The sequence below is a fragment of the Actinoplanes cyaneus genome (assembly GCF_016862095.1).
Classification (GTDB): Bacteria; Actinomycetota; Actinomycetes; order Mycobacteriales; family Micromonosporaceae; genus Actinoplanes; species Actinoplanes cyaneus.
Genome location: NZ_BOMH01000074.1, coordinates 21488 through 37132, shown reverse-complemented (window position 1 = coordinate 37132; position 15645 = coordinate 21488). Strand labels below are relative to the sequence as shown.

Sequence of the window (15645 nt, the reverse complement as noted above, 5' to 3'; positions counted from 1 at the left end):
ACCCGCTCAGGGCCGAGGACGCACCCGCGAACTGTCCGCCGGCCGCGACCTGTCGACGTACCGCGGAACCTGCATCTCCCCGGCCCGCAGCGGCGCGAGAGCCGCGTCGATCCCCTCCATGATCAGCCTGGTCGCGCGCATGGCCTGCGCCCCGGGCGTCCCCGTGACAGCGGACAGATCCACCGGCTCCCCGAAACCCACCGTCACCACCGGCCGGCGCACCAGAGCCCGCAGCAACGCCCGCCCGAGGTTCTTCGGCGCCTCGTACGGCAGCACCGCGTGCGCACCCCACTGCGCCACCGGCAGCACCGGCGCACCGGTCAGCGCCGCCATCCGCGCCACCCCGGTCTTCCCGCGCTCCGGCCACATCCACGGGTCCAGCCCGATCCGCCCCTCCGGGTAGACCAGCACCATCGCCCCGTCCTTCAACGCCTGCGCGGCCGCCGGCAGAGCATCCGCCACCTGCGCCTTCCCGCGATCGACCCGGATGTGCTCGCAGGCGCGCATCGCCGCGCCCACCACCGGCGTGTCGAACACCCCACCAGTGATCATGATGCGCGGCGCGATCCCCGCCTTGTGACACGCCGCCACCATCACCAGCGGATCGAACGGGCTGACATGGTTCGCCGCCAGGATCACCGGCCCGGCACGCAACTGCGCGGGAACAGTCCCGCGCACCCGCAACCGGCACACCGGGGCGATCACCACACGGGACAGGGCGAGCAGGAACCGCCACAGCAGGGGCGGTCGCCAGGTAGTCGACATCTCCATAGGCGGGCCATGATGGCAGACCCGCGCACCGACATCTACCGGCCGGTCAGCGCATCCAGGTCACGCTCGGCGAACAATCGGTGCTCCCACTCCTCGGTCAGGATCGCCCCCAGGCACCGCCGCACCGGATAGGCCGCCGGCGGCGGATACCCGGGCGCGTCCACCGGCGTCGTCACCCCCTCCAGATCAAAGTCCTCGAGCAATTGGCGTACGACGTCAGCCCGCTCCCGCCGCACCACCAGCACCTCGTTCAGCGACGGCCGGACCGACCGGTCCCACGGCACCACGCCCGGCATCTCCTCCATCTCGTCGTGCGGCAACCCCAGCGGCGAATACGGCGACGGATCACCCAGCACCGCCCGCAACACCCACACGTCCGTGGCGAAGATCAAATGCCGCAACGTCTCGATGAACGAGAACTCCCCGTCCACCCGCTCGTGCAGCAACTCCGGCCGCAGCGCCCGGGCCCGTTCCACCGTGCCCGCCCACAGCCGCTCCAGAATCGCGTACGCCTCCCGGAAGCCCTGCGCGTCGACCGGCTTCATCCTCGCCCGCTCCGGATACCGCCGGTTCAGCTCCGCCTCCACCAGCGGCGCCACGTCCACCCCGTTGACCCGCAGACCCCGGATGTCCCCGTCGATCTCCGCGTTCACCAGGTACGCACCCCGGAACCGCGCCCCCTCGAACAGGCCGTTACGGAACCACGCACCGGAGAAGTCCTGGTTGATGAATTCGGTCACGGACACATCCTCCCGGCGGTGCTAGCGTTTGTCACGACACCGCGACAGGCGGCTGTCCCGGACGAGTTGCGCGTCGTACCCGGCCTGACAAGACGACCGCCTTGAAAGAGGTGCCCGTCGTCATGGCCTGGATCGTGCTCGTCGTCTCCGGTCTGCTGGAAACCGTCTGGGCCATCGCCCTCGACCGCAGCGCCGGCTTCACCAAACCCCTGCCCACCGGCATCTTCGCGGTCGCCATCGTGCTCAGCATGCTCGGCCTCGGCTACGCGCTGCGCACCATCCCGGTCGGCACCGGATACGCCGTGTGGGTCGGCATCGGCGCCGTCGGCACCGCCGTCGTCGGCATGGTCGCCCTCGGCGAGAACGCCTCCCTCCCCCGCATCCTCTGCCTGCTCCTGGTCGTGGGCGGCGTGGTCGGCCTCAAGTACGCCCACTGACCGGCCGCCGGTCACCGTCCGGGCACCACCAGACCAGCCTCGTAGGCGCACACGACGAGCTGAGCTCGATCGCGGACCGCCAGTTTGAACAGCAGCCGGCTCACATGGGTCTTCACCGTGTTGAGGCTGACGGTGAAGTGCTCGGCGATCTCCGCGTTCGACCTGCCCGCCGCGACCTGGACCAGCACCTCACGTTCGCGCTCGGTCAGTTCGCCGAGCGCTTGCGGTGCGGCCGCCACGGTGTCACGGCCGGACGTGCCTCGCACGAACTCCGCGACCAGCCGGGTGGTCACCCGCGGGGTCAGCAGCGCCTCGCCACCGGCGACGATCCGGACAGCGCTGAGCAGGTCTTCCGGCGGGGTGTCCTTGAGGACGAAACCGCTTGCTCCGGCACGCAACGCGGCGAAGACGTGCTCGTCCTCGCCGAACGTCGTGACTATCAGTACGCGGGCGTCGATGCTGTCGTCGTCGGCGATGTGCCGGGTGGCTTCGAGACCGTCCATGACAGGCATGCGGATGTCCATGAGCAGGACGTCCGGCTGCAGCGCGCGGCTCTGCCGGACCGCCGTGGCACCGTCGGCGGCCTCCCCGACCACCGTGAGCCCCGGTGCGGTTTCCAGCAGCACCCGGAAGCCGGCTCGCACCAGCGCCTCGTCGTCCACGACCAGAACCCGGATCGGCTCAGTCGTGCCGCCGGAGTCGACCACCAGGTCAGCCACGGCGCTTCCCCTCGGCGCGATCAGCGGGTGCCGTCCGGTTCACCGGTCGTGCGGGGAAATGAACGCGCACCGCGTAACCACCGTCCGGGCATGGGCCCGCCGCGACGGTGCCCTCGTACAACGCGACACGGTCCCGCATCCCGGTCAGACCGTGCCCGCTGCCCGGCCCGGCCCCCGGCGAACCGCCGGCCGGGGCAGCGTTGAGCACCGAGATGCTGAGCCCTTCCGGGTCGCCGGCGACCTCGACGGAGGTCGCCACCCGACCGGCATGGCGCACCACATTTGTCAGCGCCTCCTGCACGACGCGATAGGCCGACTCCTCGACCGGTGGCGGGGCACCCGCCTTCTCCGACAGGGCAAGCGTGATCGGATAGCCGTCATCGCGCAGATTGCCGACCAGCGACCGGAGGTGGGCCAGCGTCGGTCGTTCGACGGCCGGGCCGGCCGCCAGCGCACCCGCCGTGCGCAACGGATCGCCCGGAGCGTCCCGCAACGACTGCAACACTGCTCGCAACTCGTCCAAAGCGCCGCGGCTGGCCGTCTCGATCGCCGACAGCGCGGCCAGCGCCTCCTCCGGCCGCTGCTCGAGCACCATCCGTGCCACACCCGACCGGACCGCGATCATGCTCAGCGTGTGCGACACGATGTCGTGGACGTCCGCCGACACCCGCACCCGTTCCTCGGCGCGGACCCGGCGCTCGGCCTCCCGGGCCCGCTCCTGCGTCTCCGAGCGCAGCCGCCGCTCCGCCTGCCGACGGGTATGGAACGCGTACCCCACCAGCCAGGCCGGAACCGCGAGAACCAGTTGGATCGCGTTCTGCCCGGTGGCCGGATGCACCTGCATCGCGGTCACCTCCGCCACGGTGACCAGCCCGACCGCGGCCACGCTCGCCCGCAGCGACACAGCACGCGGAAGCCGATCGGCCACGGTCAGCACCGCGATCCCCAACGCCGGGCCCGCATTGCTGTGAAACACCGTGAACCCGACATCGGCCAGCGCCGCCCCGACCAGGACCAGCGACACCGTGGCGAGTACCGGCACCGGCGCCCTCCGGCGCACCGACAACGGCACGGTGGCGGCGAGGCCCAGAACGACGATCGCCGCCGTCGGGCTGTGCCCGGAACCGCGGATCAGCACCGGCAGCGTGAACAGCCCGAACGATCCGAACGCGAGAGCGATGTCGAGCAGATCGGGCGATGGCAGAACGGTCCGGCGCAATCGCATGTGGATCACCCTAGCGAGAGCCATCGATCGCGGCGTCATGCTGCAGGATGACGAGGCAACTTCCGAATGACGTCCCGGATCATGCGCCAGCATGACGCCCGGGCCGGACGGGCCGGCGGAGTGTAGGGGCCATGACAGACCACCGGCTGCAGTTGTCCCGCCCCGCCGTCATCACCGCGACCGTTTCCACCCTCGTCGGACTGGCCAGCGGGGTTGTGGTGTACCTCCACCGTTCCGAACCGGTCGAACAGCATGTGCCGGGCACCGAGGCGTGGCTGCCACATCTTGCCGTCCTCGCCGTCGTGGCAACCTGGTTCGTGGTGGCATCGCGCCGGAGCCCGCTCGGCTGGAAAGTGATCTTCGCGCCGCTCGGCCGCCCGATCGCGGCCCGCATCACGGCGACTTTCCGGGCCCGCTTCCACGTGCTGAGTCCCCTGCGCTACCTGGCCGTCGCCTTCCTCGTCCTGCTCGAGGTCTACATGGCCTGGCGCATCGGCGAGCAGGTCTTCGCCGGGCTCGACCCGAACTTCATCCACAACGCATGGGGCGGCCCGTCCTACCTGGGTGCGATGTTCTGCCACTACCTCGACGGCGCCCTGCTGTACCCGATCTGCCACTCCCTGCTCCGGCGGATCACCCTTCCCGTCACCCGGTAAGAAAGACCGCGGCGACGGTGAGCGCAGCCGCCGTCCGGCCTCCCGGTCGCCGCGGCCGGCACGGCCCAGCAACCCGTGCTGCGAGCAAGCGGCACCCTCGACCTCGCCGCCGGCAGGACCCGCGCCCTGACCGGCGTCGGCGACGACCTGCTCGGGACCACCCTGACCGACGGCGACGGCCGCTCCCCGTCCGCCGGTTGCTGAGATCGCCGTCGTTCAGCGCAGCGAACTCAGCAACCGATCGAGCAGCTCCTCCCCCTGCGGCCACGGCCCGAACCCGGTGGCCGAGTCCAGATGCCCGACACTCCCGGCATCCACCAGCCCGGCGCCCCACTCACGGGCGAACCGCTCCTGCTCCCCGAACACCGCATGCGGGTCGTTCCGGCTCGCCACCAGCACCGACCGGAACGGCAACCGCCGCCGCGGCACCTCCTCGACGTACGGCGGTGTCACCAGCAACGCCCCCACCACCGGCGAAACGTTGTCCACACCGGTGCGTTCGCGGTCCGCCCACAACGCGACGGTCACACAGCCCGCGCTGTGCGCGACCAGCACCGCCGGCTCATCACTCTCGCCGAGCACCCGCCGCAGGTCGGCGACCCGCGCGTCCGGCACGTACGGCGGCCCGGGCGGCTCCGGCGCCCACCGGTACCCGTGCTCCCGGGCCCACCGCCGCGACCAGTGATCCGGCTTCGCCACGCCCCGCCCGGGCACCAGCAGCACACGTGTCATGCCCCGATTGTCACCGGCTTCCTCCTGCAGGGGCCTGCGGAGTTCGTACCCAAGAAATGGTGGTTCGTCGGCGAAGCCGGCCTCTGGGTTTCTTGGTGCGACTTGCCGCACTGCTCCTAAGCCATCCTAGGATTCTAGGAAACGAGTGGTGACAACGGGTCAGGGATGGATCGCAGGCCGTCGACGACGATGGTGAACATGCGGTCGAGTTGAGCTTGCTGTTCGGGCGCACCCGCGACCGCCAGCAGACTGGCGATGATGGCCCCGACGTCGACCGGGTCGATGCCGGCACGCAACTCCCCCGCCCGGGCCCCGGCGTCCAGCAGCATGCCGAGGATCTGCTGGACCTGGTCGCAGACCGGGCCGGTGCCGAACCGGCCCGCGGCGCTCATCGCGACGAGGGCCTCGACGATGCCGCGCCGCTCGGCCGCCCACTCGGCGAAGCAGCCCATCCACCGGTGCAGCGCCTCCGCCGGAGGCTCGGCGGCGAGCAGGGTGAGCGCCTGCTCGCGCAGCGGGCGGATCTGGTCGCGGTACACCTCCTCGACCAGGTCCTCGCGCGTCGGGAAGTGGCGGTACAGGGTGGCGTTGCCGACCCCGGCGCGTTTGGCGATCGCGTCGAGTGAGATGCCGGGCTGCCCGGAGGCGAAGACCTCGGCGGCGGTGGCGACCAGGTGTTCCCGGTTGCGGCGGGCGTCGGCGCGCAGTGCGCCGGGTGGAGGAGGCAAGACCATCACCATCGTCGGGTCGTAGTAACCGGGGACTCCCCCACTAACGGGGAGGTCCCCGGTTACTGTACCGTCGGCTAAGCGGGGATCTCCCCGTTTTAGCGTCACGAGAGGAACACCATGTCGCTCACCCTCGACACCTACCGGCGACTGGGCCACTCCGGCCTGTGGGTCTCACCGCTCGCGCTGGGCGCCGCCACGTTCGGCAACGAATGGGGCTGGGGCGCCGGGCAGGACGACGCGCGCCGGCTCTTCGACCTCTACGTCGAGCGCGGTGGCAACTTCATCGACACCGCCGTCACGTACACCGAAGGCAGTTCCGAGCGGATGCTGGGCGAGTTCGCCAAGGGACGCCGGGAGAGCCTGGTGCTCGCCACCAAGTACACGACACTGCGGACCCCGGGCGACCCCAACTCGGGCGGGGCCGGGCGCAAGAGCCTGACCGGGGCGGTGGAGACCAGTCTGCGCCGGCTGGGGACCGACTACCTCGACCTGCTCTACCTGCACGTGTGGGACTTCACCACCCCGGTCGAGGAGATCCTGCGGGGCCTGGACGACCTGGTCCGGCAGGGCAAGGTGCTGCACGTCGCGATCTCCAACACCCCCGCCTGGCAGGTGTCGCGCATGCAGGCGATCGCCGGCCTGCGCGGCTGGGCCCCGCTGGTGGCGCTGCAGCTGGAGTACAACCTGCTCGAACGCACCGGCGAACGCGACCTCATCCCGATGGCCCGGGAGATGGGGCTCGCCACCGTCCTGTGGTCACCGCTCGCCGGTGGGGTGCTCACCGGCAAGTACAGCCGGCGCAACCCGGTCCCCGCCGACAGCGCCCGCGGGGACTTCAACGTCGCGCTCGGCGGGGTCACCGACCGCAACCTGGCCATCGCCGACGTGGTCACCGAGATCGCGGCGGAGCTGGGCCGCACGCCGGCGCAGGTCGCGCTTGCCTGGGCGCTGGGCCGGCCGGGGGTGACCGCGCCGATCATCGGGGCTCGCACCCCGGCTCAGCTCCTGGAGAACCTGGGGGCGCTGGAGGTCGTCATGGACTCCGCCCAGCTCGCCCGGCTGGACGAGGTCAGCGCCGTCGACCTCGGCTTCCCGCACGCGATGCTGGCCGGCGAGCACATCCGGATGCAGACCCGCGGCGACCTCAAGCTCGACCTCACCCGCTGACGAGCCGGGCGGACCCTAGCCCCGGCGGCCGGGCAGCAGCCGCCGGTACCACGGCGGCGGCGCGGGCTGCTCGGTGAACGGGTCACGGCCGAGGGCCCCGACGAACGCGGCGCTCAGGTCGAGGCGCTCACCGGGCGGCGGGTCGCTCATCTCGGCCAGCAGCCGCTCGACGGCCGGCATCTCCTCCACCGGGATCCACGCCACGTAACGCCGGCCCCCGGTCAGGAAGACCAGTTCGACCTCGTCACGGTCCGGCCTGATCTGCCACTCGCCGTCCCGGATCCCGTCGATCACGATGCTCACGCCCTGAATATAGACGGATCAGGGCGGCGCCCGGGAAGGCGCCGCCCTGACGATCGTCGATCAGATCACCGGCAACTGCTGCCGGCGTACCGGCCGAAGATCCGGCGCTTCAGGCGGCGTACCCCGTTGCAGTAACGCCGGGCCCAGGGCCGTGCCGCGTCTCCCGCGGCCCGGCGGAAGCCGCGCCAGTCGTTGCGGAAGTCGTGGTAGCCCATCCAGCCACCGACGCCGGCGGCGATGTACTTCCACCGCCGCTTGGTGCGCAGCGGGTGGAACGTGGCCTTCCAGCCGCGCTTGCGGACCGACCGGTAGAACTTCCAGCCGGACCGGACCGCCCGGTAACCGGTGCGCGCCTCGCCGACCCCGCCCCAGAAACTGGCGACCGTGCCGAACATGCGCACCCCGTGGAAGGTCATCCGCCAGTACGGGTTGCGGCCCCAGCTGCAGAACTTCCAGCACCACCGGCGGCCGTCCAGGTCGGAGCCGTTCACCGGGTCGGCACAGGTGTACTCGTAGCTGTTGCAGCTGCCACCGGGCACCGGGTCGGTCGACAGGAACCGGCCCAGCGCCGGGGAGTAGAGACGCACCCCCATCAGGATGATGTCGGCCATCGCGTCGCCGGAACGCTGCTTGGCACCCAGCCAGCCGTAGCGCAGATCGGTCTGGCCCGGCATCGGCGTGCCGAACTCGTCGTAGTCGAACACCTCCGGGGACCCGTCGGTCAGGTCCACGGTCACCGCGACATCCCCGTGCAGGCTGCTCAGCTGCAGCTTCACCCCGCCGGCCGAGGACACCGAGGCGCCCAGGTCACCGTCGGGCCCGGAGACGTACCGAGTGCTGACCCCGGTACCGGCGTCCTCCACCACCCAGCGCGGCTCGTCGGTGTCGTCGCCGTAATGGTTCAGCGTCGCCGACGTACGGTTCCACGTGTCCCCGGCCTTGGTGTCGGTCAGCGACGCGCGCAGCCGCATCGACGGGTCCAGCGTCCAGGTCTGCCGGGCGTCGCCGACCTCCTGGCTGCGGACCATGTCGTTGGCGTGGTACCCGATCGTCATGCCGCCCGGGGCTACCGTCGTACGCCCGAAGGCGTCGTAGGTGTATCCCGCGTCGGTGAGACGGTCGGCGCTGTCGTACGTGTGATCGGTGGTGCCGGACGCCGTGCCGGTCTGGCACCCGCCCGCGGCGCCGGGGGCGTACGTCGTCCTGCGGGTGCGGTTGGTGCGGTCGTCGTACCCGTACACCCGGGTGACGCAGCCGTCCGTGGCGTCGCTGTGCTGGCGTGCCGAGGTGAGCCGGCCGAACCCGTCGTACGCGAACGTCGACCCGCCACCGGTGTACTCGTGCTGGACCTGCTGCCCGGCGGAGTTCTCCACGACCGACTCGGCCCACAGCACCATGCCGTCGGCGTCGCGGGTGTAGGTCCGCGAGACCGGCTGCAGGTTCGCGTCCAGCCGGTCGGTGCGGGTGAACCCGCCCGGATACTTCAGTGTGGTGAGCTGCCCGTCCGGGGAGTACCGGGCCTGGAACACACCGGCCGAGGCGTCGGTGGTCGAGGTGAGCAGGCCACGCGGGTCGACCGTGCGGTCGTAGGCGTAGCTGGTCGTCCCGGTCGGGTCACTGACCCGGATCTGGTTGCCGTACCGGTCGTACTCGGTGATCGTCTTGGCCCCGTCGGCGTCGGTGTACCCGACCGTGCGGCCCAGCGCGTCGAACTGCCGGGTGATCACGTCCGGGCCGGCGGTGGTGACCGCGGGGCGGCCACCGGCCTGCTCGTACGTGGTGCTCACCGTGGGAACCGCCGTGCCGAGGCCGCCCTCGACACCGGTGCTCACGACCCGGCCCGCGCCGTCGTACTGCGTGGTCGTGGTCCGGGTCTTGCCGTCCGCGGTCTCGACGACCTCGGCCTCACCACCGAACCGGTCGACCCGGGTGACCCGCCGGACCGGCAGCGCGCCGGTCATCCGGTCGGGGTCGTGGCCGGTGACCGCGCCGGCCGCCCGGGTGACGCAGACCTGCCCGGACCACTCGGGACGGTTGCCGCAGGCGCTGTCCGCGCTGTTGGCGCCGGCCGTCCAGTAGACGGTCCGGGTGGCGCGGGCGTCGTCGCCGGTCGACCCGATGCCCCACGACGCGGTCACCTTGCCGTCGTCGCCGAACACCGTGTAGGTGGTGGTGCTGTCGCCGCCCGGTGAGGCCTCGACGGTGACCTTGGTCGGCTGTTTGACCTCCCAGCCGGACTTGCCGCCCTTCTCGGCGCCGTAGCCGTTGCGGCTGACCCGGACGTCGGCCATCGGATAACCGTCGATCAGCGCCCCGGTCGTCTGGGTGGTGACCAGGTGGTACGTCGCACCGTCCGGTTTGCCCTCGTCGTAGGCCTGCACCGTCCTGGCCCGGCCGATGACCGTGTCGCCCGCGGCGAGCGCGGCGAGCGGCCCGCCGCTGTCCGGGTCGGCCAGTGGCCGTTCCAGCACCAGCGACCGGGTCGGGCCGACGGTCTCGAGCAGGTCGAGGCCGTCGCTGCTGTACCGGTTGACGGTGGACAGCGCCCGGGCGCGGGTGGCGGTGTCCGAGTCGGCCAGACCGAGCTCCGCCAGGTCGGCCGCGGCGCCGGGCAGGGTGCCCAGGGCCAGGGCCCGCTCGGAGGACTCCAGGGTGCGTACCGCGTTGCCGAACCGGTCGTACTCCTTGGTGTCGATCTCGCCGCCCGGCGTCGCGGTGTTCACCTCCTGGCCGCCCGCGTTGAGATAGTGGACGTCGGCGTACGTGTAACCGCCGCTGCCCGGGCTCGCCGGGCTCGCACTGCTGCGGGCCGGCACCTGCTCGGGCACGAACACCGCCGTGGCGTCCGTGGGCAGGTCGCTCTGCCCCCAGGTGGAGACGGCGGCGAAGTTCATGTCGTACGGTCCGCCGGCCGCCCTGGTCAGCGGCACGTTGTAGACCAGCGTGGTCGCCGTCTCGCCGTCGGTCTCCGACGTGCTGCCCTGCTTGAGGGCGGCCCGCCGGACCCGCACGACCCGCCCGGTGTTCTCGTCACCGGCCAGCGTCGCGATCTGCGCGTCGGACAGCGCCGAGCCGTAGACCCGGACATCGTCGATACCACCGGCCCACAGGTTCGTGGCGGCGCCGGCCCACTTGGCCCGGCCGACCACGTACCCACCCGTGGCGTTCCAGCCGCCGGTGGCCGCGGTGGTGCTCTGCGGGACACCGTTGACGTACAGCTTCATCTTGCCCGACGCGGTGTCGTAGACCCCGGCCAGATGGGTCCACTGCCCGAGGACCGGCGCCCCGTTCGAGGTCGCCCGGACCGCTGTCGAGTCGTCGTTGTCGGCGGTGGTGCGGGAGAACGCCCACCGGTCGGTGTCCTTGACGTAGTTGAGGAAGAAACCGCTGGTACGGCTGCCGTCCTTGGAGACGATCGTGCGGTTGGCCGACTTGTCGCTGATCCGCGCCCACGCCGAGACCGTGTAGGACGCGGTGTTCGACAACGCGGTGCCGGCCGCGGTGACCTGAGCGCCGGCGGCACCGTTGAAGACCGCGGCCTGGTCCCCCGGGTTCTTCGGGTCGTTGCCCTGGCCCCAGCCGACGCCGATGGCAGTGCCGTTACGGCCGGCGCCGGAGGAGTCGGCGGCGGTGCCGTCGAGGTTCCAGCGCAGCGCCGCCGTGTCCGCGTCCGGTGCGGCGTAATCCACCGACCAGGGCAGCTCGCCCGGGGCTCCGGCCTTGATCACGCGTCCGGCCGCGTCGTACTCGTAGGTCTTCTTCAGCGCCGGGCTGATCCGCGGATCCCAGGACTCCCGCAGTCGTCCCAGGTTGTCGTAGGTGTACTTGACGATGTCGACCGCGTTCTCGGCACCGGCCACCGGGTCCCAGGACCACAGCTTGACGGTGGAGACCCGGTCGGTGACGTCACCGAAGACGGTCGGGCTCAGGCCCGCGGTGGTCGTGGTGGCGTAGACGTACTCCAGGACCTCACAGCCGCGCGGCAGTGTCGTACCGGTGCAGCCGTTGGTGTCCACCCCCGGGTCGGCCGGGTTGACCACCCGCTTGAGCAGCAGGCGCCCGCCGGTGGTGTCGTAGACGTAGCGGGTCGCCGCCTTGTCCTCGTCGGTCCAGCTCGAGGAGGCCGTCCACACGCCGCCCTGCTGCTTGAACTCGGTGACCGCGCCTTCCAGGTCGGCCACCCGGTAGGTCGACGAGTCCGGTGCGGACAGGGTCAGCTGCTCACTGCCGGGCTCCGGGGTGAAGGAGGTGCCGTCGGCGTTGCGGGAGAAGGTGACCCAGCCGCCGCCGATCGTGTCGAGTCGGGCGACCGACTTCCACGGGAAGGTCAGCGTGGTGTAGTCGCTCTCGGCGGGACCACCGGTCGCGCCACCGGCCCACGACGGGCCGAACGGTGACACCACCTCGGTCACCGAGACGTTGTCCCAGTAGACCTTCTTGCCGCTGCCGGCGGCGTTGCCGTTGTAGAGCCGGAACAGCGCCTCGGTGGCGCCGGCCGGCACGGTCATGTCGACCGACAGTTCCTGCCAGCCGTCGGTGTACGCGGCCATCGGCGAGGCCACCGGGGTGTACGCGGTGCCGTTCTTGAAGAAGCCGACGACCCGCAGCCCGCTCGCGGCGTTGTCCGGGGCGAGCGTGGTGGCGGCCGGCACGTAGATCCAGGCGGTGGCCCGGTACGTACGGCCCGCCTGCATGCCCAGCCGCAGCCCGCCGGTGTCCCCGCCGAGCGCGACGTAGGTGTCGTTGCTCGTGCCGGACGCGGCCGGGGTGATCTCCACCGAGTCGAGCGGGGTGACATCACCCTGCCCGCGGGCGGTGGACCGGGCGGCCGTGGCGGTCGAGGGCACGGTGAACCCGGTCAGGTCGGTGGAGACCTGCTGCTGGTTGGCGGTCAGCTTCTCCGGCATCGCCTGGTAACCGTCGTTCGGCCCGCGGGACGAGGCGGCCCGGGTGACGGTCAGGCCGAGCTCGTCGGCGTCCGAGGCGTCCAGGCTCAGGTCACCGGTGAGCAGGTTGACGTCGCCCGGCCCGATCTCGTCGCCGGCCCCGCCGTCACCGCTGGAGTCGACGGTCACCCGTACCCACGGAGTGTCGTAGACCGGTGTGGTCGAGCTCGCGGTGAAGATCCGGGCCCGCACCTCGACGACCCCGCCGACCAGGCCGAGGGTCTCCGAGGCGTTCCAGACCGCGTAGCCGCCGAGCCCGGCGATGCTGACCGGTGCGGCAGCGGTGGCGGTGATCGGGGCGCCGGTCGCCGAGGTCAGGTTCGCCGACGGCACCGGCAGGGTGGCCCCGCCCGGCCCGCGGCGGTACTCGTAGTACGCCCGGGTGTACCCGGCCACCGGTGTGAAGATCTCCAGTTTGGTCCGCTTGACGATGTTGGCGCCGGGCAGCGGCTGCGCCAGGGCCGCGCTGCCGGCCGAGAAGGTGTACGTGTTGGCCGCCGAGAGGTTGCCGGCCCGGTCCTTGGCCTGCACGGTGAGGGTGCGCTGCCCGTCGCGCGGGCTGAGCGTGACCGTTGCCGTGCCGGTCGCCGCCAGGGTGGTGGCGGAGGCGTCGGTGTCCAGGCGGTACACGAAGGCCGCCAGGTCGGTGCTGCCACTGGCCGGGGTCAGCGTGAACGTGTCGGACTGGCCCGCCCCGCCGTGCGGCTGGCCGTCGTTGAGGTAGATCCCCGCCGACACGAACGGCACCAGCGGTTTCGTGGTGTCGACGGTCAGGTCCGTCCAATCGGTCCAGACGCCCGCGGCCTCCGGGTCCCGGGCCCGCACCCGCCACTGGTAGGTGGTGCCGGTGGCCAGGTCCGAGGTGAGCTGCCAGGCGGCGGCCGACCCGTTGGTCCAGCCGCCGGAGAGCACGCCGGAGGAGGCGACGGCCGCGCCGGTGGCCTTGTCCCGCACCTCGAACTCGGCGGTCAGCGCCTGACCGGCGTTGACGTCGGCGAGCTTGGCCGACAACGTCGGGCGTACGCCCGAGGTCTGCGCGCCGGCCGCGCAGGCGGAGTAACAGGGGGCGACGGCCTGCGCGGTGGGTGCGGCCGGCGCGCTGTTGTAGGTGATGGTGACGACCGGCGGGTGCGCCGCCTCGGAGGAGTCGAACTTCTTCCAGCCCGCCGAGGACGTCTCGCTGGTGCCGCGCAGCATCACCGTGACGTCGCTGCTCTGCGCGGTCGCCGCGTACTGCAGCGCCGGGCCGACCTCGACGTAGACGTAGCCGTCGCCGCAGGACGAGCTGTAACCCTTGGTCTCGGTCGAGGTGCCGACCTTCTCCCGGGCGGCGGGCTGCGCGGTCCAGCGGGTCGCGGCGTCGGCCCGGTCGGTGCGCCACGCCTCCCACGACGCCGCCGTGCACGACCAGGAGTGGGTCTCCCAGAGCCGCAGCTTCGCCGACATGATCCGGGCGCCGGCCAGGCCGGTGGTGCCGAACCGCAGGTAGGAGCGGGCGGTGAAGGAGCCGCCGTCGTCGACGTGGCCCAGTCGCAGCTCGTCCGCACCGGACTGGTCGCTGGAGTAGCTGTTCTGCACGAAGGCGTCGAACGCCACCGGCAGGGAGGCGGGCGGGTCGATGGTGACCGGGAACGTCAGGTCGGCCCGTTCCACGAAGCCCGCGTCGGCGGTCAACTCCATGGTGGCCCGTCCCGCCCGCTTCCCGGTGACCCGCAGGCCGACCGGGGCACGGTTGACGTGGATGCCGGAGAGGGCGCCGACCTTCGCGTCCCACATCTCCGGCGCCTGCGCCCGGCCGATCACGCGGCCCTTTGCGTCGGTGAAGTCGAGGCCGCCCCGGCCGTCGGCGGAGGCGGTGAGCTTGCCGGTGGTCATCGGCAGGCTCAGCTTCGCGGCCCGGCGCAGCGCGGCGCGGTCCTTGGCGACGAAGAACTGCTCGTAACCGGTGCTCTGGGCACGAACCACCAGGTCGACGCCGGGTCGCACCTCGGGATAGGTGGCGGTTGGCCCGTCCAGCACCGGCTCCGGCAGCGGACCGGTCCAGGACACGCCGGTCCGCTGCGCGCCGCTGCCCAGCGAGACGACCTCGTGCTGGCCGGCGCCGCTCTGCGGACCGCTCAGGCGCAGCGCGCGGGCGTGCACCCGGGGCACGACGGAGCCGTCGGCGTCGCGGATCAGGGTCAGGTCGACGTCGTCCCAGCGGGCGCCGTTGCGCACCCGGACCGGGGCCATCGCCCGTTCCTCGGTGAGGGTGCCGTCCGGGTTCACGAAGACCCTGGTGGTCTCCGACCGTTTGCCGGTCGCCTCCACCGGGCCGGCGCAGAGTTTCGCCGCGATCGCCGCGGACGCGAGGTCCACCCGATCGGACGGGCAGGATTGTGCGGCCGGATCCTGCCGCGCCGGAGCGGCGGCAGCCGGTGAGGTGGCTGGCAGATCGGACATCGTCGCCGCGAGGATCACGGCCGTCGCGAAACCGACGGCCCTCGTCCCCGTTGAATAAAAGTGCGCACGCGCAAGCGGCATGCGGCTCTCCCCCGTCCCGTGATTCACCGAGTCACATGATCGGGAGGACGCTAACACCAGATCGATACATCTGAGTATGCGAATCAGTCGTCCTTTCGGACACTTCACGATCAAGAACCGATTGCTCGCGTACGGCCGGAGCCCCGCTCTCCGGCGAGCACCCGCCCCGCCGACGACCCGCACAGCCCGCGCCCACCATCCGGGCCCGCGCGGCCATCACGTGCCGGTGCCCGCCAACCGTCTATTCGCGGCAGCTCACCAGCATTTTCTCGAACGCCAGTCGGCCGTAGGGCGAGGCGCCGCAGTTGCCCCCCTCGCACCAAGCACAGGGGTGGAGCGCAGTCGCCTCGTAGGTGCCGAGCCGCATCACGCCGATGCCGTGCGCGACGGCGTCCGCCTCCAGGGCGGCGGCCAATAGGCGCCGGCCGGGCCCGATCGCGCGCTTGTGGCGCGACCCACAAGTGCATGTAGCTCGGCGGTTCCCGCGGACAGCCGCGTCCAGAGCCCACAGCCGGCCGCCTAGCCGTCCTCACGCGCAAGCAGCATCGTCGGCGTCAGCGGGACCGGTGAGCGTGCGGAGGCTGTACCCCTCAGGGAATCTTGCCCCCAGTTCAGCGCCGTAGCGTAGGCAGAACGTAGATCCGGAAAACCCCCGGCCCGACGGAAAACGGCACCCGCTTGCCGCCGGGTGCCGT

The 15645-nt window shown here is 71.7% G+C and carries 12 protein-coding genes and 1 riboswitch; of the genes, 4 read left to right on the top strand and 8 right to left on the bottom strand.

The window, feature by feature from the left end; all coding sequences use genetic code 11:
* Positions 1–6 precede the first annotated feature (6 nt).
* Positions 7–771 carry a lysophospholipid acyltransferase family protein gene (locus Acy02nite_RS41070; protein ID WP_425548251.1) on the bottom strand — a complete coding sequence of 255 codons (765 nt, stop codon included), beginning with the start codon at positions 769–771 and terminating at the stop codon, positions 7–9.
* A gap of 35 nt (positions 772–806) precedes the next feature.
* Positions 807–1511, bottom strand: a complete 705-nt coding sequence (locus tag Acy02nite_RS41065; protein WP_239175710.1) for a DinB family protein — start codon at positions 1509–1511, stop codon at positions 807–809.
* Positions 1512–1549: 38 nt separating this feature from the next.
* A riboswitch (guanidine-III (ykkC-III) riboswitch) is annotated at positions 1550–1614 on the top strand.
* Between the two features lie 19 nt (positions 1615–1633).
* On the opposite strand from Acy02nite_RS41065, the gene Acy02nite_RS41060 reads away from it, so the two are divergent.
* Positions 1634–1948 carry a DMT family transporter gene (locus tag Acy02nite_RS41060; RefSeq protein WP_203754164.1) on the top strand — a complete coding sequence of 105 codons (315 nt, stop codon included), beginning with the start codon at positions 1634–1636 and terminating at the stop codon, positions 1946–1948.
* 11 nt (positions 1949–1959) lie between these two features.
* On the opposite strand, the gene Acy02nite_RS41055 is transcribed toward Acy02nite_RS41060, so the two are convergent.
* The gene (locus tag Acy02nite_RS41055) at positions 1960–2667 is read right to left on the bottom strand and encodes a response regulator (protein WP_239175708.1); all 708 of its coding nucleotides are present in this window, start codon (positions 2665–2667) and stop codon (positions 1960–1962) included.
* On the bottom strand, positions 2660–3892 hold the full coding sequence (locus Acy02nite_RS41050; protein ID WP_203754162.1) for a sensor histidine kinase: 1233 nt from the start codon (positions 3890–3892) through the stop codon (positions 2660–2662). Before Acy02nite_RS41050 ends, Acy02nite_RS41055 begins: the two co-directional genes overlap by 8 nt.
* A 131-nt stretch (positions 3893–4023) precedes the next feature.
* Here Acy02nite_RS41050 and Acy02nite_RS41045 point away from each other — a divergent pair, with 131 nt between their 5' ends.
* Positions 4024–4548, top strand: a complete 525-nt coding sequence (locus tag Acy02nite_RS41045; protein WP_203754159.1) for a hypothetical protein — start codon at positions 4024–4026, stop codon at positions 4546–4548.
* A gap of 75 nt (positions 4549–4623) precedes the next feature.
* Entirely contained in the window at positions 4624–4752 is a 129-nt protein-coding gene (locus Acy02nite_RS47385) for a hypothetical protein (protein WP_264653390.1), read from the top strand.
* 12 nt (positions 4753–4764) lie between these two features.
* Here the strand turns inward: Acy02nite_RS47385 and Acy02nite_RS41040 are convergent, their stop codons facing one another.
* Positions 4765–5280, bottom strand: coding sequence for an RBBP9/YdeN family alpha/beta hydrolase (locus Acy02nite_RS41040; protein ID WP_203754156.1), 516 nt, complete (start codon positions 5278–5280; stop codon positions 4765–4767).
* 134 nt (positions 5281–5414) lie between these two features.
* The gene (locus Acy02nite_RS41035; RefSeq protein ID WP_203754154.1) at positions 5415–6008 is read right to left on the bottom strand and encodes a TetR/AcrR family transcriptional regulator; all 594 of its coding nucleotides are present in this window, start codon (positions 6006–6008) and stop codon (positions 5415–5417) included.
* Between the two features lie 120 nt (positions 6009–6128).
* On the opposite strand from Acy02nite_RS41035, the gene Acy02nite_RS41030 reads away from it, so the two are divergent.
* Positions 6129–7178: an aldo/keto reductase gene (locus Acy02nite_RS41030; protein WP_203754152.1), complete on the top strand. Its 1050-nt coding sequence runs from the start codon at positions 6129–6131 to the stop codon at positions 7176–7178.
* A 15-nt stretch (positions 7179–7193) separates the two neighbouring features.
* Here Acy02nite_RS41030 and Acy02nite_RS41025 read toward each other — a convergent pair whose 3' ends face one another.
* Positions 7194–7481 carry a hypothetical protein gene (locus tag Acy02nite_RS41025; protein WP_203754150.1) on the bottom strand — a complete coding sequence of 96 codons (288 nt, stop codon included), beginning with the start codon at positions 7479–7481 and terminating at the stop codon, positions 7194–7196.
* Positions 7482–7546: 65 nt separating this feature from the next.
* Entirely contained in the window at positions 7547–14869 is a 7323-nt protein-coding gene (locus tag Acy02nite_RS41020; RefSeq protein ID WP_203754148.1) for a LamG-like jellyroll fold domain-containing protein, read from the bottom strand.
* Between the last annotated feature and the right edge of the window lie 776 nt (positions 14870–15645).

Bases quoted from the DNA above. Each gene is read 5' to 3' on its own strand.
- Acy02nite_RS41070 (WP_425548251.1), bottom strand. From the start codon at position 771: ATGGAGATGTCGACTACCTGGCGACCGCCCCTGCTGTGGCGGTTCCTG.
- Acy02nite_RS41060 (WP_203754164.1), top strand. From the start codon at position 1,634: ATGGCCTGGATCGTGCTCGTCGTCTCCGGTCTGCTGGAAACCGTCTGG.
- Acy02nite_RS41050 (WP_203754162.1), bottom strand. From the start codon at position 3,892: ATGCGATTGCGCCGGACCGTTCTGCCATCGCCCGATCTGCTCGACATC.
- Acy02nite_RS41045 (WP_203754159.1), top strand. From the start codon at position 4,024: ATGACAGACCACCGGCTGCAGTTGTCCCGCCCCGCCGTCATCACCGCG.
- Acy02nite_RS41040 (WP_203754156.1), bottom strand. From the start codon at position 5,280: ATGACACGTGTGCTGCTGGTGCCCGGGCGGGGCGTGGCGAAGCCGGAT.
- Acy02nite_RS41030 (WP_203754152.1), top strand. From the start codon at position 6,129: ATGTCGCTCACCCTCGACACCTACCGGCGACTGGGCCACTCCGGCCTG.
- Acy02nite_RS41020 (WP_203754148.1), bottom strand. From the start codon at position 14,869: ATGTCCGATCTGCCAGCCACCTCACCGGCTGCCGCCGCTCCGGCGCGG.